Origin of the sequence: Pseudomonas sp. PvP025 (assembly GCF_017832155.1) — a bacterium.
GTDB lineage: Bacteria > Pseudomonadota > Gammaproteobacteria > Pseudomonadales > Pseudomonadaceae > Aquipseudomonas.
Genome location: NZ_JAFIBJ010000001.1, coordinates 1,336,486 through 1,353,724 on the forward strand (window position 1 = coordinate 1,336,486; position 17,239 = coordinate 1,353,724).

General features: G+C 60.8%; 23 protein-coding genes and 1 tRNA gene. 18 read left to right on the forward strand and 6 right to left on the reverse strand.

Annotated elements, in window-relative coordinates; genetic code table 11:
• Positions 1-172 precede the first annotated feature (172 nt).
• Together JOE32_RS05340 and JOE32_RS05345 are read left to right on the forward strand one after the other, a co-directional pair.
• Positions 173-358: a hypothetical protein gene (locus tag JOE32_RS05340; protein WP_209982057.1), complete on the forward strand. Its 186-nt coding sequence runs from the start codon at positions 173-175 to the stop codon at positions 356-358.
• Between the two features lie 146 nt (positions 359-504).
• On the forward strand, positions 505-786 hold the full coding sequence (locus JOE32_RS05345) for a hypothetical protein (RefSeq protein ID WP_209982059.1): 282 nt from the start codon (positions 505-507) through the stop codon (positions 784-786).
• 22 nt (positions 787-808) lie between these two features.
• Here the strand turns inward: JOE32_RS05345 and JOE32_RS05350 are convergent, their stop codons facing one another.
• Both JOE32_RS05350 and JOE32_RS05355 read right to left on the reverse strand, forming a co-directional pair.
• Positions 809-1,039: a hypothetical protein gene (locus JOE32_RS05350; protein WP_209982060.1), complete on the reverse strand. Its 231-nt coding sequence runs from the start codon at positions 1,037-1,039 to the stop codon at positions 809-811.
• Positions 1,040-1,129: 90 nt separating this feature from the next.
• On the reverse strand, positions 1,130-1,480 hold the full coding sequence (locus JOE32_RS05355) for a hypothetical protein (RefSeq protein WP_209982062.1): 351 nt from the start codon (positions 1,478-1,480) through the stop codon (positions 1,130-1,132).
• A gap of 212 nt (positions 1,481-1,692) precedes the next feature.
• On the opposite strand from JOE32_RS05355, the gene JOE32_RS05360 reads away from it, so the two are divergent.
• The 11 genes from JOE32_RS05360 to JOE32_RS05410 all read left to right on the forward strand — a co-directional run bounded on the left by JOE32_RS05360 (position 1,693) and on the right by JOE32_RS05410 (position 11,505).
• Positions 1,693-1,995, forward strand: coding sequence for a DUF1883 domain-containing protein (locus tag JOE32_RS05360; protein ID WP_003230751.1), 303 nt, complete (start codon positions 1,693-1,695; stop codon positions 1,993-1,995).
• Between the two features lie 25 nt (positions 1,996-2,020).
• Positions 2,021-2,188, forward strand: a complete 168-nt coding sequence (locus JOE32_RS05365; protein ID WP_209982064.1) for a hypothetical protein — start codon at positions 2,021-2,023, stop codon at positions 2,186-2,188.
• Between the two features lie 4 nt (positions 2,189-2,192).
• Entirely contained in the window at positions 2,193-2,858 is a 666-nt protein-coding gene (gene alkB, locus JOE32_RS05370) for a DNA oxidative demethylase AlkB (protein ID WP_209982066.1), read from the forward strand.
• A 75-nt stretch (positions 2,859-2,933) separates the two neighbouring features.
• The gene (gene ada, locus JOE32_RS05375; protein WP_209982068.1) at positions 2,934-3,965 is read left to right on the forward strand and encodes a bifunctional DNA-binding transcriptional regulator/O6-methylguanine-DNA methyltransferase Ada; all 1,032 of its coding nucleotides are present in this window, start codon (positions 2,934-2,936) and stop codon (positions 3,963-3,965) included.
• A gap of 70 nt (positions 3,966-4,035) precedes the next feature.
• Positions 4,036-5,094 carry a nitronate monooxygenase gene (locus JOE32_RS05380; RefSeq protein WP_209982070.1) on the forward strand — a complete coding sequence of 353 codons (1,059 nt, stop codon included), beginning with the start codon at positions 4,036-4,038 and terminating at the stop codon, positions 5,092-5,094.
• Between the two features lie 96 nt (positions 5,095-5,190).
• Positions 5,191-5,943, forward strand: coding sequence for a molybdate ABC transporter substrate-binding protein (modA, locus tag JOE32_RS05385; protein ID WP_209982072.1), 753 nt, complete (start codon positions 5,191-5,193; stop codon positions 5,941-5,943).
• Positions 5,944-6,624 carry a molybdate ABC transporter permease subunit gene (gene modB, locus JOE32_RS05390; protein WP_209982075.1) on the forward strand — a complete coding sequence of 227 codons (681 nt, stop codon included), beginning with the start codon at positions 5,944-5,946 and terminating at the stop codon, positions 6,622-6,624.
• A 5-nt stretch (positions 6,625-6,629) separates the two neighbouring features.
• A complete protein-coding gene (gene modC / locus JOE32_RS05395) occupies positions 6,630-7,709 on the forward strand; it encodes a molybdenum ABC transporter ATP-binding protein (RefSeq protein ID WP_209982076.1) in 1,080 nt (359 codons plus the stop codon).
• 73 nt (positions 7,710-7,782) lie between these two features.
• Positions 7,783-8,799, forward strand: a complete 1,017-nt coding sequence (locus JOE32_RS05400) for a DNA topoisomerase IB (RefSeq protein WP_209982078.1) — start codon at positions 7,783-7,785, stop codon at positions 8,797-8,799.
• A gap of 124 nt (positions 8,800-8,923) precedes the next feature.
• Positions 8,924-10,558 (forward strand): ABC-F family ATP-binding cassette domain-containing protein, encoded by a 1,635-nt coding sequence (locus tag JOE32_RS05405; RefSeq protein ID WP_209982080.1) that lies wholly within the window; start codon positions 8,924-8,926, stop codon positions 10,556-10,558.
• A 254-nt stretch (positions 10,559-10,812) separates the two neighbouring features.
• A complete protein-coding gene (locus tag JOE32_RS05410; RefSeq protein WP_209982082.1) occupies positions 10,813-11,505 on the forward strand; it encodes a YoaK family protein in 693 nt (230 codons plus the stop codon).
• Positions 11,506-11,653: 148 nt separating this feature from the next.
• Here the strand turns inward: JOE32_RS05410 and JOE32_RS05415 are convergent, their stop codons facing one another.
• Positions 11,654-12,007 (reverse strand): hypothetical protein, encoded by a 354-nt coding sequence (locus JOE32_RS05415; protein ID WP_209982084.1) that lies wholly within the window; start codon positions 12,005-12,007, stop codon positions 11,654-11,656.
• 86 nt (positions 12,008-12,093) lie between these two features.
• Complete coding sequence (locus JOE32_RS05420) at positions 12,094-12,309, reverse strand: hypothetical protein (RefSeq protein WP_209982087.1); 216 nt, start codon at positions 12,307-12,309, stop codon at positions 12,094-12,096.
• Between the two features lie 251 nt (positions 12,310-12,560).
• On the opposite strand from JOE32_RS05420, the gene JOE32_RS05425 reads away from it, so the two are divergent.
• From JOE32_RS05425 to JOE32_RS05445, 5 genes are all read left to right on the forward strand, one after another.
• Positions 12,561-13,844 carry an arsenic transporter gene (locus JOE32_RS05425; protein WP_209982090.1) on the forward strand — a complete coding sequence of 428 codons (1,284 nt, stop codon included), beginning with the start codon at positions 12,561-12,563 and terminating at the stop codon, positions 13,842-13,844.
• A gap of 39 nt (positions 13,845-13,883) precedes the next feature.
• Positions 13,884-14,495, forward strand: coding sequence for a LysE family transporter (locus tag JOE32_RS05430; protein ID WP_209982092.1), 612 nt, complete (start codon positions 13,884-13,886; stop codon positions 14,493-14,495).
• 40 nt (positions 14,496-14,535) lie between these two features.
• Positions 14,536-15,063, forward strand: coding sequence for a DinB family protein (locus tag JOE32_RS05435; RefSeq protein WP_209982094.1), 528 nt, complete (start codon positions 14,536-14,538; stop codon positions 15,061-15,063).
• A 134-nt stretch (positions 15,064-15,197) separates the two neighbouring features.
• Positions 15,198-15,284 (forward strand) — tRNA-Leu (locus JOE32_RS05440).
• Between the two features lie 109 nt (positions 15,285-15,393).
• The gene (locus JOE32_RS05445; protein WP_209982095.1) at positions 15,394-15,840 is read left to right on the forward strand and encodes an NUDIX hydrolase; all 447 of its coding nucleotides are present in this window, start codon (positions 15,394-15,396) and stop codon (positions 15,838-15,840) included.
• A 197-nt stretch (positions 15,841-16,037) separates the two neighbouring features.
• Here JOE32_RS05445 and JOE32_RS05450 read toward each other — a convergent pair whose 3' ends face one another.
• Entirely contained in the window at positions 16,038-16,196 is a 159-nt protein-coding gene (locus JOE32_RS05450; protein ID WP_169793821.1) for a hypothetical protein, read from the reverse strand.
• A 441-nt stretch (positions 16,197-16,637) separates the two neighbouring features.
• Positions 16,638-17,003: a histone-like nucleoid-structuring protein, MvaT/MvaU family gene (locus tag JOE32_RS05455; protein WP_209982097.1), complete on the reverse strand. Its 366-nt coding sequence runs from the start codon at positions 17,001-17,003 to the stop codon at positions 16,638-16,640.
• Between the last annotated feature and the right edge of the window lie 236 nt (positions 17,004-17,239).

Genomic DNA, 17,239 nt, shown 5'->3' on the forward strand with positions numbered 1-17,239 from the left:
TGGGTCTTGCTGGCGTTGCGATAGCAACATAGAGAAAAAATTTCTGCGTAAGTTCCGCATATCTTGTGACAAGCGCCCTCACCCACCCTATGGATATGCAATAACTTGGGCCGCAATGCAACGTTTGGCGCTATCATTGCGGCCTTGAATCACATCATGAGACGGTTAATAGATGTCAGAACCCAAAGGCGTAAATGGCTACCTGATCACCCAGCGAGCGGACGGCTGGCACTTGATCAACTTCCACGGTGACAGCGTCGCAGGCGTATTCGCCAGCGAGAGCATGGCGATTGCCGTTGCCGAAGTGTTCGTGGATGAGGCAGGCCATGCGTCCAGCAAGCGGCCCAAGGGCAAATAAGCCTTACAGCCCTGCACAAAAAGCCCCGATAATCGGGGCTTTTTTGTGTTTGTCTGTACCAAGATGGCAGATCGCTATAATCTTGCGCAAACGCCCCACGACAGTGTCAGCGCCCCCTCTATAACACCTTCGACGACGACCCCACCATGAACAAGATCCTGACACTGATTGCAGTACTGGCGCTGGCCGGTTGTACCACCACCTCTGACGTGGTCCTCAAAAATGGCGAACAAGGCCTCACCATCGATTGCTCAGGCGAAGTCAACTCCTGGGCCAGCTGTTATGAGAAGGCCGATGCCTCCTGCGCCGGCACCGGTTATCGCATCATCGGCACCGAAGGCACGCCTGCACTGAGCGAAGAAGACAAGACGCTCGGCAAGGATGTCGGAAATTTCAAGGGCCGCAGTGTAGTGGTCGTGTGCAAATAGGCGCTGCGCCCCTGCTGTACCCCTATAGTTGAATCTCGGCAAAGCGGATGCCCAGCCCTCGCAGCGTCTCGGTCAAATCATCCAGGCGCGCGAAGGACTCCACTTCATCCTGATCATCCACCAGGAAAAAACTGCGACCGCCGCTTTTTTTGAAGAAGACGATCCATTCACCCAGATCGGCAGGGTTCTGGATAATGTGAGTGGCAGAAATCAGGCCCTCGGCCTGACAGCTTGTGACGTGTTCACGTTTCATGACGGCGTTCCAAAACACACAAATGCCGCTTGGCCTCAAGGGTCGAGCGGCATTTTTATCGGATTCAAAAGGTTGGACCTGTTACAGCACTCAGCCGGAGATGCAATCTTCCCCGGCTTTCTTCACGTCACCCGGGCGGATCGGCACATTGGACATGCTCTCGTACAGCTTGATGCTACTGCCGCTGGAACGGTCTTCAATCTCGAAAATCGCCGAAGGGTCAGACGAGAATTTCTGTGGCACGATCACCTGTACCCCGTTCTTGTGCGGCTCTATCTGCGATGGCCGACGCGTGCTGGACAACTTCTGCACAATGCACGCCGCATAATCCTGCGGTTTCTTTCCGGAAATCACCGCCAGCGTGGGCGGGGTCTGCTTGATGTCTGCAACCGAAGCACACCCGCCGATCGCCAACGCCAGAACCAACACACTCCACTTCATACAAAAACCTCCGATAAAGATCCTACGACAGCGGGCATGGGAATTTTCTCCCGCAAAAGTAGGACTTTTCTCTGATAGCGGGTAGATAAACTGTTTTAAATTGTCGAAGTCGTCGACGACGGCCCGATAATAAACGCGCTGGGGCTGATAAACTCCATCTTAACCTACGTATCGTTCTGATTTTTCAGAAAAAGCCCTTCTGGAGACACCTCATGAAATTCATCCACCAGCGTGAGCACCTCAATGAGGGAGACATTGTCGTCATCGAATGCTCGCAAACTTGTAATATCCGTCTGATGAGCGATGCGAACTTTCGCAGCTTCAAGAACGGCGGCCGCCACACTTACCACGGTGGCGCCTTCGATCAGTTCCCGGCCAAAATCACCGCGCCGAGCACCGGTTTCTGGAACATCACCCTGGACGTGGTCACCCGTCGCGCCATCAGCGTTACCCGCAAACCGGCGCTGTCCCACAAGATCCGCATCGTCCGCCGTACCAGCAGCAAGCTGAGCTGACCCGCGCACTGACAGGAATAAAGCTGTGACCACTACCACCAAATACGTCATCAAGTACAAGCTCAACGGCCAACGCCGCTTTGAGTTCGCCCAGCTTGAGTCCAAAAGCATTGAAGAAGCCAGGCAAGCGCTGGCGAAAATTCACCATGCCGACGACGAAATCAGCGAAATCACCGTGAGCAAGGCGCTGTAAGCCCATGGCCGGCCCCACTGCCGATCTGTTTGCCGACGAGGCCTTGCAGCAACCGGCAAGCCGCGAGCAGATCGGCGAACAATCCTGGGTGCTCAGAGGCTTTGCCTTGCCATGGATTGATCGCCTGCTGCCCGAGCTGAGACGCGTACTGGCCCGCTCGCCCTTTCGCAGAATGGTCACACCCGGCGGCTTTACCATGTCGGCGGCGCTGAGCAGCTGTGGCGCATTGGGCTGGACCACCGACAGCAGCGGTTACCGCTACAGCCCGATTGATCCCCACAACCAACAGCCCTGGCCTGCCCTGCCCGATGCCTTGCGCCAACTGGCCGAGCAGGCGGCGGCGAGCGCAGGCTTCAGCGACTTCGCACCGGATGCCTGCCTGATCAACCGTTACGTGCCCGGCGCCAAAATGTCCTTGCACCAGGACAAGAACGAACGTCACTACCGTGCGCCGGTGGTGTCGGTGTCCCTCGGGCTGCCGGCGATCTTTCTGTTCGGCGGCCACGCGCGCAGTGACAAGCCGCAAAAAGTTTCCCTGTTCCATGGCGATGTGGTGGTCTGGGGCGGTGTCGATCGCTTGCGCTTTCATGGGGTGATGCCGATCAAGGACGGCGAGCACCCGGTCATGGGTGCGCAACGCATCAACCTCACCTTTCGTACTGCCGGCTGATTTGACCGCAAGCTTCAGAGTGCCACGGGCCATCCGTGCAGCTAATCTGCCGGTGAACCGTCAAGAGTCCAGGCCATGAACATTGAACAAGACCCACGCTGGGCCGCTGTCCTCGCCCGAGACCCCAAGGCCGACAACCTGTTTGTCTACGGCGTCAGAACCACCGGCGTCTATTGCCGGCCCAGCAGCAGCGCACGCCGGCCGCGCCCGGAGAACGTCGAGTTTTTTGACACACCTCAACAAGCCGAGGCGGCCGGTTATCGGCCGAATAAACGCACCGAAGGCGCCACCCAGCATGCCCGACGGGTAGCCGACGCGTGTCGTCAGATCGAACAGGCCGACACCGAACCCAGCCTTGAAACCCTGGCCCTGCAGGCCGGGTTGAGCCCCTTCCATTTTCACCGGGTGTTCAAATCGGTCACCGGCCTCACGCCCAAGGGCTATGCGCGCGCCGAACGCTCACGCAGAGTGCGCGCCAGCCTCACGCAGCACGGCAGCGTCACGGACGCGCTGTACGATGCAGGCTTCAACTCCAACAGCCGCTTTTATGAGTCGGCCGGGCAAATGCTGGGCATGAAACCCAGTGACTACAAGGCCGGCGGCACCAACAGCGAAATCCGTTTTGCCGTGGGTGAATGCTCGCTGGGCGCGATTCTGGTAGCGCAAAGCCTGCGAGGCGTGTGCGCGATCCTGCTGGGCGACGATCCGAATGCGCTGGTGCAAGACCTTCAGGACAAGTTCCCCAAGGCCGAACTGGTCGGCGCGGATCACGACTTCGAACAGCTGATCGCTCAGGTCGTGGGCTTTATCGAAGCGCCTGGCCTGGGCCTGAACCTGCCGCTGGACCTGCGCGGCACGGCGTTTCAGGAACGGGTGTGGCAGGCCTTGCGCGATATTCCGCCGGGCAGCACCGCCAGTTATGCGCAGATCGCCCAACGCATCGGCGCGCCCACGTCATTCCGTGCGGTGGCGCAAGCCTGTGGGGCCAACAGCCTGGCGGTGGCGATTCCCTGTCACCGCGTGGTGCGCAGCAACGGCGATTTGAGTGGTTATCGCTGGGGCGTGGAACGCAAGCGGCAGTTATTGGAACGAGAGCGCGAGGGTTGAACGGACTGGCCGGATGAGCATGGCCCTGTTAAAACAGCGAACCGTCTTACTTACGCTGGAGACCCATCCCATGAGCACCTGGCCAGACACCCGCATTCTCGACCTGCTGGGCATCGAAGTGCCCATTATCCAGGCGCCCATGGCCGGCGCCACCACCACCGCCATGGTCATCGCCGCCAACGAAGCCGGTGCGCTGGGCTCAATGCCTGCCGCGGCGCTGAGCATCGAGCAACTTCGTGAAGCGCTGACCACGATTCGTCAGGCAGGCAACCGGCCAATCAACGTCAATTTTTTCTGCCATCAACCGCCCGCGCCAGACGAAGCGCGGGATAACCACTGGAAAGCGTTGCTCGAACCCTACTACCGCGAACTGGGTGCCGACTTTGATGCGCCAACGCCCGCGTCCAACCGTGCACCGTTTAACGACGAAGCGTGTCGGGTGGTCGAAGCGTTTCGGCCCGAGGTGGTGAGCTTTCACTTTGGCTTGCCGGAAAAATCTCTGCTCGATCGGGTCAAAGATACCGGTGCCAAGGTGCTGTCGTCGGCCACCACCGTTGAGGAAGCCCTCTGGCTGGAGCAACATGGCTGCGACGCCATCATCGCCATGGGCATTGAGGCCGGCGGGCACCGTGGGATGTTTCTGAGTGACGACCTCGATAGCCAGATCGGCCTGTTTGCCTTGTTGCCGCAAGTTGTCGACGCCGTCAGCGTGCCGGTGATCGCCGCCGGTGGCATCGCTGACGCGCGCGGCATTGTCGCGGCCTTTGCCCTGGGCGCGTCAGCGGTGCAGATCGGCACGGCGTATCTGTTTACGCCGCAGGCCACCGTGACGGACTCCCACCACCATGCGCTGCGCCATGCCCAGGCCAGCGAGACTGCCCTCACCAACCTGTTCACGGGTCGCCCGGCGCGAGGCATCGTCAACCGGGTCATGCGTGAACTCGGCGCGATGAACCCCGCAGCACCTGCGTTTCCCAAGGCCGGCGGTGCCTTGATGCCGCTCAAGGCCAGGGACGAAGCGGGCTTCAGCAACTTGTGGGCCGGTCAGGCAGTGCGCCTGGGCAAAGACATTTCAACCTGCGCGCTGACCCGCGAGCTGGCCGAACAAGCCCTGGCAAAACTGCAGTAGGTACTTCGCGCTGTACCGACAATGGCCAGGCGCTATATATTTGCCTACACAGCGATTGCGCCATGACGCGCCGCCCACCCTCTAAGGAGCTGCAGCATGAAGATTCACGCCCCTCGCCTGGCCGTCCTGGTCGCGGCCCTCGCCTTCGGGTCAGCCCAGGCCGATGAAGTCCAGGTGGCCGTGGCCGCCAACTTCACCGCGCCGATCCAGGCGATTGCCGCCGACTTCGAGAAAGACACCGGCCACAAGCTGGTTGCGTCCTACGGGGCAACGGGGCAGTTCTACACCCAGATCAAGAACGGCGCGCCGTTCGACGTGTTCCTGAGCGCCGACGACACCACCGCACAAAAACTCGAAAACGAAGGCGACACGGTCAAGGGCTCGCGCTTCACCTACGCCGTGGGCACCCTCGCGCTGTGGTCGGCCAAGGACGGTTATGTGGACGCCAAGGGCGAGGTACTCAAGGAAAATCAGTTCAAACATCTGTCCATCGCCAATCCGAAAGCTGCGCCTTACGGCCTGGCCGCCACCCAGGTGCTGGCCAAACAGGGCCTGACCGAGCAGGTCAAGGACAAGCTGGTTGAGGGCCAGAACATCACCCAGGCCTACCAGTTCGTGTCCACCGGCAACGCCGAACTGGGGTTTGTCGCCTTGTCGCAGATCTATAAGGACGGCATGGTTACGCACGGTTCGGCTTGGCTTGTTCCTGCTTCACTGCATGACCCGATCAAACAGGACGCCGTGATCCTCACCAGGGGCAAAGACAACGCCGCAGCCAAGGCCCTCGTTGACTACCTCAAGGGACCCAAAGCCGCAGCCGTCATCAAGTCCTACGGTTACGAGCTGTAAATGCCGCTGTCGAGCGCCGATTTTTCCGCGATCTGGTTGACCGTCAAACTGGCGTCACTCACCACCGTGATCCTGCTGTTGATCGGCACCCCGATTGCGCTGTGGCTGTCGCGCACCCGCTCGTGGTGGCGCGGGCCCATCGGTGCGGTTGTCGCCCTGCCGTTGGTGCTGCCGCCCACGGTAATCGGCTTTTACCTGCTGTTGACCATGGGCCCCCACGGCTACGTCGGCCAGTTCACCCAATGGCTGGGCCTGGGCACCCTCACCTTCAGTTTCGCCGGGCTGGTGATCGGCTCGGTCATCTATTCCATGCCCTTCGTGGTGCAGCCGTTGCAAAACGCGTTTTCTGCCATTGGCACGCGCCCACTGGAGGTCGCTGCCACCTTGCGCGCCAATCCCTGGGACACGTTTTTCACGGTGATCCTGCCCCTCGCACGCCCTGGATTCATCACCGCCTCTATCCTCGGTTTTGCCCATACCGTCGGGGAGTTCGGCGTGGTGCTGATGATCGGCGGCAATATCCCGGACAAGACCCGGGTGGTGTCGGTGCAGATCTACGATCATGTCGAAGCCATGGAATATGCCCAGGCTCATTGGCTGGCGGGCGCCATGGTGGTGTTTGCATTCGTCGTGCTGCTGGCGCTTTATTCCAGCCGTAAAACCCGCATGGGCTGGAGCTGATGTCGATGATCAAAGTACGTCTGCACAGGAAGTACCCAGGTTTTGCGCTGGATGTGGATTTGCACCTGCCCGGGCGCGGTGTGACGGCGCTGTACGGGCACTCCGGCTCGGGCAAGACCACTTGCCTGCGCTGCATCGCCGGGCTGGAACGCGCCGAACACGGGTTTATCCAAGTCAACGACGAGGTCTGGCAGGACAGCCGCAACGGGCTGTTTGTGCCGCCGCATAAACGTGCGCTGGGCTACGTGTTTCAGGAAGCCAGCCTGTTTCCTCACCTGTCGGTGCGGGCCAATCTCGAATTCGGCCTCAAGCGCATCCCGCGCCAGGCGCGCCGTGTCGATATGGCCCAGGCCACCCAATTACTGGGTATCGGCCATCTGCTCGAGCGCAATCCCGAGCACCTGTCCGGCGGTGAACGTCAGCGCATCGGCATCGCCCGCGCCCTGCTCACCAGTCCCAGGCTGTTGCTGATGGACGAACCGCTGGCCGCCCTCGACAGCCAGCGCAAGGGCGAAATCCTGCCTTACCTGGAACGGTTGCACGACGAACTGGATATTCCGCTGCTCTACGTCAGCCACGCCCAGGATGAGGTCGCGCGCCTGGCCGATCACATCGTGGTGCTCAGCGACGGCAAGGCGCTGGCCAGCGGCCCGATCGGCGAAACCCTGGCGCGCCTGGACCTGCCTCTGGCGCGGGGCGACGATGCCGGCGTGGTGATCCACGGCACCGTCAGCGCCTATGACGCAGCCTACCAGTTGCTCACCCTGCAACTGCCCGACAGCGCCTTGCACATGCGCGTCGCCCACGCGCCGCTGGCACTGGGTCGGGCGCTGCGGGTGAAAGTGCAGGCGCGGGATGTGAGCCTGAGCCTGCAGGCCCAGGAGCACAGCAGCATCCTCAACCGCCTGCCGGTGACGGTCACCGAGGAAATCGCCGCGGACAACAGCGCCCACGTGCTGGTGCGCCTGGACGCCGGCGGCACACCGCTGCTGGCACGGATCACGCGGTACTCCCGCGACCAGTTGCAACTGCATCCCGGGCAGGCGCTCTGGGCACAGATCAAGGCAGTCGCGGTGCTGGCGTAACCATTTGGCACGACCGCACATCGCTGCGGTCAATCAGACATACCGGCCTGATCTGTTGCCAAGGAAGTTGCCCATGCCCGATTCCGACCTGCCCCGCGACCTGCACTACGTCGATGACACCCAACCTGGCATCACCCGCAAGCAGTTGCGCGGCAAATTCCAGTATTTCGATATCAACGGCAAGCGCATCACCGCTGCCGACGAAATCAAACGCCTGAACGCCCTGGCCGTGCCGCCGGCGTACACCGATGTATGGATCTGCGCCGACCCCCGCGGCCACTTGCAAGCCACCGGCCGCGACGCGCGCGGGCGCAAGCAGTACCGCTATCACGCGCGCTGGCGCGAAGTGCGCGACACCGACAAGTACTCACGTCTGCAGGCTTTCGGCAAAGCCCTGCCCAAACTGCGCAAACAGTTGGAAGCGCAGTTGGCCGAGCCCGGTTTCACCCGTGAAAAGGTGCTCGCGACCGTGGTGATGTTGCTCGATGCCACCTTGATTCGCGTCGGCAATACCCAGTATGCGCGCGACAACAAATCCTACGGGCTGACGACGTTGCGCAACCGCCATGTTGACGTCAAGGGCAGCGAAATCCAGTTCCAGTTCCGTGGCAAAAGTGGCGTTGAGCACCAGATCAGCGTGAAGGACCGGCGCCTGGCTACCGTGGTCAAGCGCTGCATGGAATTACCGGGGCAAAACCTGTTCCAGTACCTGGACGAAGACGGTGAGCGCCATACCGTCAGCTCCCACGATGTGAACGCCTACCTGCACAGCCTCACTGGCGCGGACTTCACCGCCAAGGATTACCGCACCTGGGCCGGCACCGCCATGGCGCTGGCGGTGCTGCGCGAGCTGGAGTGGCAGCCCGAATCGGATGCCAAACGCCATGTGGTAACCATGGTCAAGGACGTGGCCAGGCAGTTGGGCAACACCCCGGCGGTGTGTCGCAAGTGCTACATCCACCCGGCCGTGCTCGAACATTTCAGCCTGGGCGAGCTGTCCAAACTGCCCCCGCCACGACTGCGCAAAGGGCTCAAGGCCGAGGAAGTGGCGTTGGCCATGTTCCTTGAACAACTGGCTGAGGCGAGCTAGGCTTCAGCTCCTTTATCGCTGACCGGACGACTGCCGACGTGAACAACTGAGCCTTTCAAAAATGTATCTGCAACAGGCCGCCTTACGTGTCTGTTGGCCTGTTCGACATTTTCTGGAGGTGCCTGTGACTCACGTCAAGCGGCTACCCGTGTTGGTTTCCCTGCAACACCTGTGTTTCCAGTTCGCCAATGGCGAAACCCTGCTGGAAGACCTTAACCTGACCATCGATCACACCCCGACCGGCATCGTCGGCCGCAATGGCTGCGGCAAAAGCCTGCTGGCCCGGCTGCTCGCCGGTGTGCTGACGCCGTCTTCGGGCAGCGTGAAAGGCTCTGCCAGCGTGAAGTACGTGCCGCAGACGGTGGAGATTCAAACAGGCGACACCGTCGCCCATCTCAGCGCAACGGCCCCTGTCCTGGCTGCGCTTGAGCGCATGGCTGCAGGCACCGCCGAGGGCGCCGATGTGGCGTTGATCGATGATCGCTGGGACCTGGCCGAGCGCTTGCGCGCTGCACTCGATGCCGCCGGCCTGTCTGACGTTGACGCGCAGACGCCGGCTGAACATCTGAGCGGCGGTCAGTTGGCGCGGGTGGCGATTATCGGCGCGCTGTTGGCGGCGCCACAATTGCTGATTCTCGATGAGCCGAGCAACCACCTCGACAGTGCCGGACGCGCCTGGCTGTTGCAGGTGCTGCACCTCTGGCGAGGGGGGCTGGTGGTGGTCAGTCATGATCGGCAGTTGCTCAATGCCATGGGCCGCATCATTGAGCTGTCACCCCTCGGGGCCCGGTTGTACGGCGGCAACTACGAGGACTATCGCCAACAGCGCGAGGCGCAGCAGCATGCGGCAGTCGCCGAACTGGCGCGCGCACGCCTTGAGCGCAGCCGCGAACGGCAGCGCCTGCAACACCAGAACGATGACCTGCAACGCCACGCCGCGCGCTCGCGCCAGCATGCGCAGAATGCCAACGTCGACCGGCTTACCCGGGCGCGCTGGAAAGGTGCCGCCACCGAAGTGGTCAGCAAGGTGCGCAGTGGGCAGCAGTCCCACAAGGGCCAACTCGATGCCCAGGTGCGCCAGGCCTGCCAACACGTGGCACACGAGACACCCACCCTGCTCGCCTTGCCGGCCTCGACAGTGCCCAACGGTCGTCAGGTGATGAGCCTTGAGCGCGCGCAACTGCCGTGGCTTGATCCATTGGCGACCTCAACGTGGCTCACATTCAACCTGGCCGGGCCCGTGCGCATTGCCGTAAAGGGACCCAACGGCTGCGGCAAATCCACGTTGCTCAAGCTGCTGGCCGGTCACGTGCAGGCCGCCAGCGGGGTCTGTTCGGTGCATCTGCCGACGGCGTATATCGATCAGCATCTGGCGCTGCTGGATAACGGCCGTTCCGTGGTCGAACAGCTCAACCTGCTCGCCACGCCGCTGGCCGAAGCCGAACTGCGCACCCGCCTCGCGTTGCTGCAACTGGATGCGCTGCGTGTGACCCAACCGGCGGGGCAACTCAGCGGCGGCGAACGCCTGAAAGCCGCGATGGCGATCGCCCTGTGGCGCGGGACGCCGGCGCAATTGCTGCTGTTGGACGAGCCGACCAATCACCTGGACCTGGAGTCGGTCGTGGCGTTTGAGCAAGCCTTGAAGCACTTCACCGGGGCAATGGTGGTGATATCCCATGACGACGCCTTCCTGCAGGCGATCCAGCCGACTCATCTGTTGATCTGGCAGGAAGAAGGTTGGCAACTGGTGCGCATCTGAGCCCCACACCGCCCTGTGGCGAGCAGGCTTGCCCTGCGTTGGGCTGCGCAGCAGCCCCATACCAGGCGCTGAGCGGTATCAGGTACACCGTGTTTTCCTTAATTGGGGGCGCTTCGCACCCCAACGCAGGGCAAGCCTGCTCGCCACAAGGGTGTGGTCGGCTGGGAGGGATCATGCCGGCCATCCATGCATTGCGCCGCCGTTCAAAGCGTTCTACGGTAATGGCCGATTAATCTCACCGAGGACCCGCGCGCATGCTGCCTTCATCCCGCAAACCGTACGCCAGCGCTGCGCTCGCCCATCGGCGACTCTGGCGCGGACGCGTGGGCCTGATGCTAGTGGCTGGGCTGTCGGTGCTGGCGGGGATGACCGATGCCATTGGTTTTATGGCCAGCGGCGATTTTGTGTCGTTCATGAGCGGTAATACCACGCGCCTGGCAGTGGCGATCAGCGCGGGTGACTTGGGTTTGACTGCGCGCCTGTTGCTGCTGGTCGCCACCTTTATTCTGGGTAACGCCCTGGGCGTGGTCGTCAGCCGACTGGGCAAACGCCGGGCACTGCCGTTGCTGCTGTGCATCGCCGCCCTGCTCTGCGCCGCCGCGCTCTGGTCGTTGGCCGATACGCTGCCCGCGCTGCTGGCAGCAATTGTGGCCATGGGCATGCTCAACGCGGCCGTCGAAGAAGTGAACGGACTGCCGGTGGGGCTCACCTATGTGACGGGGGCGCTCTCGCGATTTGGTCGTGGGCTGGGTCGCTGGGTGCTGGGGGAACGACGCAATGGCTGGCGCGTGCAATTAATCCCGTGGACGGGCATGTTTGTCGGTGCGTTGCTGGAACAGCAGATGGGCATGCGCGCATTGTGGGTCAGCGGTGCGCTGGCGGGGGTGTTGGGGCTGGTGTCGCTGACGATTCCACGGCGCTGGCAGTTGAGTTTCATGCCCCGTTGAACAGACGTGAGCGCGAGGCCCGCTCGACGTTCAGGCCTCGACATCCCTGTACTGGTAAAGAGCCGTTACGCCGAGCGGGCGGCTGAATCATAGGCCAATGCCTCAGGGCTGTCCCGCAAGGCATTTCCGAAAATCGCTGAGGCACGGCTTACAGGCAGGTCGCCAATGCGGCCAGGCGACGCTTGGCAGGCATGCTGTCAGCAGCGGCGTAGTATTTCACGCTGGACCCTGCGCCCGCGCTCTGCACGTCCACAAAGTAATCGCCACCGGTGGTGTAGACCGTGAAACCGCCCGCCCCGACCGGCTCCTTGAAGCCGCCGGCGTCCACGCCGAACACGCTTTCATCCTGCCAGCCGTACTGGATGCATTCGGCAACCACCAGCGTGGCCTTGTCCGACGCCAGTGTCTTGTAAGGGCTGCCCGCGCGCGCCTCTTTCATCTTAGAACCGGCGCACCCCGTCAGGGCTGCCACTACCAATGCACCTAATACCACGTTGCGCATGCCATCGCTTCCTTGGAAAAAAAGCGACTCTATCACTGCAGCACTCTTTTTTCGCCTGATCGGGCCTTTGCCTGTGACGATCCTGCTCAAGCGAGCCTGACCGACGCCAGCTCCACCGAATCGCGCGCCACGCGCAAGTCGCAGGCGTCCTGATTAAGCCGGTGAATGGTGTTGAGCAGACGCTGACGCAGCACCTCATCGCCAAGCTGTTCGACGGCGCGCATCAGCTCGTACGCCGCCGTTTCGTTGTTATCGGCGACGGCATCGAGGGTCTTGCGCAGGTTGCGAGTGGCACGGGTCACGCGGATTTTTCCTTCTTCAGCAATGGGCAGGCACTGTAGGACATGGATGTTTCATTTTAATTTCAAACAGTTGTGGCCCATTCGCCGGTATTTGATCCAGATCAATCGCAACAAGTTTTCCCGAAATATCTGGCAATATGCTGGCGGTTGACGGCGCTGGCGAACTTTATGTCGGCGAACTGATCCATGCTCTGCACGTCAGGCCGCCGCAGGCCTGCGCATTGGCTGTTGGTCCCCTGGAGCGTTCATACATGCTTGTCGCAATTGGCATTTTTATCTTCACCATCGTGCTGGTCATCTGGCAGCCCAAGGGCCTCGGGGTCGGCTGGAGCGCAACGATGGGCGCAATCCTCGCCCTGGCCTTTGGCGTGATCAGCCTGGCGGATATTCCGGTGGTGTGGCACATCATCTGGAATGCCACCGGCACCTTTGTTGCGTTGATCGTGATCAGCCTGCTGCTGGACGAGGCCGGGTTCTTCGCCTGGGCCGCGCTGCACGTGGCACGCTGGGGCCGTGGGCGCGGCCGGCGGTTGTTTGCCTACATGGTGCTGCTGGGTGCGCTGGTGTCGGCGCTGTTTGCCAACGATGGCGCGGCGTTGATCCTCACCCCCATCGTGATGTCGATGCTGCTGGCCCTGCGCTTTTCGCCAGCGGCGACCCTGGCGTTCGTGATGGGCGCCGGCTTTATCGCCGACACGGCGAGCCTGCCGCTGGTGGTGTCGAACCTGGTCAACATCGTCTCCGCCGACTACTTCAAGATCGGCTTCAATGAATATGCCGCCGTGATGGTGCCGGTGAACCTTGTCAGCGTGGCCGCAACCCTTGCGGTGCTGCTGTGGTTTTTCCGCCGCGACATCCCGCAGACCTATGACCCCGCCGACCTGGATGACCCGGCCAGCGCGATCCGTGACCGTGGCACGTTCCGCGCCGGCTGGTGGGTGCTGGGTATTCTTCTGGTCGGCTGTTTTGCCCTGGAACCGCTGGGCATCCCCATCAGTGCGATTTCCGCCGTGTGTGCGGTGCTCCTGCTGGTGATTGCCGCCAAGGGCCACACGATTTCCACGCGCAAGGTATTGAAGGACGCGCCGTGGCAGATCGTGATCTTTTCCCTGGGCATGTACCTGGTGGTCTACGGCCTGCGTAACGCCGGGTTGACCGACTACCTGGCGACCTGGCTCGACACCTTCGCCACCCACGGCGTGTGGGGCGCGGCCATGGGCACCGGCGTGCTCACGGCACTGCTGTCGTCGGTGATGAACAACCTGCCGACCGTGCTGATCGGTGCGTTGTCCATCGAGTCCAGCCATGCCGTGGGCGTGGTCAAGGACGCGATGATCTACGCCAACGTCATCGGCAGCGACCTCGGCCCGAAGATCACCCCCATCGGCAGCCTCGCCACCCTGCTGTGGCTGCATATCCTTGCGCGCAAAGGCATCACCATCAGTTGGGGCTACTACTTCAAGGTCGGCATCGTGCTGACCCTGCCGGTGCTGTTGATCACCCTCGCCGCCCTCGCCTTGCGCCTGAGTCTCTGACGGCTCTATGCTCTCGGCTTTTGTCAAAAGGACGTGGGCATGCTGTCGATCTTTGTATACGCACTGGTGTTCGGCTTCGTGTTTTGCCTCTCGCCCGGCGCCGTTCTGGCAGAAACCCTGCGCCGTGGCCTGCTCCACGGCTTCACCCCGGCGCTGCTGGTGCAGGTCGGCTCGCTGGTGGGCGACGCGGTATGGGCCGTTATCGGCCTGACCGGCATCGCGCTATTGATCCAGCACGATGCCGTCCGCGTACCGCTGACCGTGGTTTGCGCGCTGTACCTGGCCTGGCTCGGTGTGCGCAGCTTGATCGATGCCTGGCACCTGCCGGCAGCCGATGACGTCCCTGCCAGCTCCCGGCAAAATGCGCTGGCGGTGGGCGCGGCGATTTCCCTCGCCAACCCCAAGAACATCGTTTACTGGGGCGCCCTGGGCAGCGCGTTGTCCGGCATTGTCGGTGCCACACCCAGCCACGGGCAAACCCTGATGTTTTTTGCAGGCTTCATGGTCGCGTCGGTGCTGTCGTGCTTTCTGGTGGCGGGACTGGTGAACCTGCTGCGCCAGAACGCTTCGCCCACCTGGCAGCGCGTCAGCTACGCAGTGTGCGGGCTGGTGCTGATTTATCTGGCCGTGCTCGCGGCGCAGGGTATATGACGTGGTGTATACCAATCGTTATCTGAATGGACGCTGACCCATGAACCGTATCGAACAGATTGCGCTGATGGCGAACTACAACCAGTGGATGAACCGCAAGGTCTACCACGCGGCCGCCCAACTGACCGATGAAGCCCTGCGCAGGGACCGCCAGGCGTTCTTTGCCTCGATCTTCGGCACCTTGAACCACCTGGCCCTGGGCGACATCGTCTGGCTCAAACGCTTTGCCACGCATCCGGACGGGTTTTCGGCCCTGACCCCCTTGAATACCCTCCCCACCCCCGCCAACCTGAAACAACTGGCATTCACCGACCTGCAGGAACTGACCGCCCTACGCGTGTGGATGGACCAGATGATCATCGACTGGGCTGCGACCTTGCACGACGACGACCTCGACCAGCAATTGAGCTACCACACCATGGCGGGTGACGCAGCCAGCAAGCCGTTCTTCAGCCTGCTGGTGCACTTTTTCAATCACCAGACTCACCACCGTGGCCAGGTGACAACGTTGTTGAGCCAGGCCGGACAGGATGTGGGGGATACAGACCTGCTGGCGCTGATGGATTGAAGCGTCGGATTTTTCTGTAGATAACTGATCTACCAAGGTTTTTAGCCCGCGCAAAGGATCGATAAAAGCCCCCTTCGACCTTGCATCGAAACGCCCGGGACTATATATTCCCAACCCTGCTGCACCGCGCTACCGCCCGAATGGCGAAACTGGTAGACGCATGGGACTTAAAATCCCCCGCTCGTAAGGGCGTCCCGGTTCGATTCCGGGTTCGGGCACCATAGATATCAAAGGGCTTGCCAGGGAAACCTGAGCAGGCCCTTGTCTTTTCCGCTCCGCAATATTTCTCCAACCGCGTTCTGCCGAACGAACACTCAGGTAGTTGCTCTCATGTCAGAACCGCGTATTCGAGCGCTTGCTCTATGTGTCTTTCACCATCACGGAAAAATACTGGTCAATCAGTTCCACGACGCTGTTGAAGCACGAACTCTCTTTCGCCCCATTGGCGGGGGTATTGAGTTCGGCGAGAGAGGTGTCGATGCCATCGCCCGTGAAGTGAAGGAAGAGCTGGGACTTTCGATCAGCGACGTCCGATTGATTGGCACGCTGGAAAGTATTTTTACCTACGCAGGCAAGCCAGGACACGAAATAGTCTTCGTCTACGATGCAAGGTTCGACGACGCAGAAGTCTATGAGAAACCCTGGCTGGAGGGCCATGAAAGCGATGGGGCAGCGTTTCAAGCCACATGGTGTTTTGTCTCAAGCTTCAATGCTGGATCTCAGTTAGTACCTGAGGGGCTCTCCGAGCTGCTCAAGAGAGCCTCGCTGTTAGGATGAATGCAGAATTAGAGCGCAGGCACACTGCTTCGATACGATGCACGGCGTCGCGGATATTGATCCTGCAATACGCTTCAATACCAGCGATCTCAAAGGCCGCATGGTGACCCTCGCGACAATCTACAACTACAAATAGCTTATAAAAACGCGAAAGCCAGTCGCATGCGACTGGCTCGGATGCAAGGGCTGCCAGGCACTTACGTTGAGCGGCCCTCGCTGCGGTTTTGTTGTTTTTTAACGCCTTTCCCGTTCTTTCGCTCGTATTGATGGTGGATAAACCATACGACCAGCACCACACCGGCCAGACCAAAAATAAACAGCAACAGCTCTATCGCGGGACCTTCATGTGAAAACATCTTTCGTTCCTCGTCCTGAAGTATCGCGCCGCAAAAACGGGCGCCTCCGAAATTGTTCGTAACAATTCATACATTTCCAGAGTAGACGCCAAAACTGTGCGTGACAACCCCAATGGCGCCAGAACCCTTGATCCAGACGTGTCAGTCGTCGAAAACCATTGCTGCACCCGCATTGAAAAAAGTGCTGCGGTGCTCGTCTCAAGATGTTGCAAGCTCAGATGGGCAGCGACTCTATCGTCCACCTGCTGACGCTTCCGATGTTCAAGGAATACGCGCTGGTTTTCGGGATTTGGGTTTATAGCCTGCAGTTGCGCACTGCTGGCTACTTTTCGAACACGTGATGGACAGACGTGTGTTATTGCGCGGAGCCCTGCCGACGCAATAATAAAAATTGAAGCCGAAAAAAAGGGGCCGTTGCGGGCCCCTTTGCACATTCGAGTATTACTTGCTCAGCCATGACTCGACAGTGTCGGCGCCATGTTCGGCTTTCCACTCTTTCAAGCCTTTGTGATTGCCACCCTTGGTTTCAATCGTCTCCCCCGTGTGCGGATTCTTGTAGACCTTTACCTGGCGGGCTTTGCGCGTGCCCGTCTTGGGCGCAGCCACCGGAGCACGTCGGCCGCTTTGCGGATCCAGCAGGTTGATCACATCCTTGAGGCTGTAGCTGTACTTGGCGAGCAAATCGCGAAGCTTGGTTTCGAATTCAATTTCTTTCTTAAGGCCGGCATCGCCTTTTAAGTTCTCCAGCGCTTGAAGTTGTTCAGCGAGATGTTTTTCGAGTTGGCGGAATTCGGCGAGCTTGGACATGGGCATTTCCTGGAGAGTGGATAATTGTGCGGCACATTCAAATGGACACTTGAATAAGGCAGAAGTATCAATCGAATGTAGCGCACAACAACAGCGTTTATTTGCGGCGAGCTGACTTATTGTGGCGAGCAGGTTTGTTGTGGCGAGCGGGCTTATTGTGGCGAGCGGGCTTGCCCCGCGTTGGGGTGCGAAGCGCCCCCAATCGGCAAAACGGGGTGTACCTGATACGGCTCAGC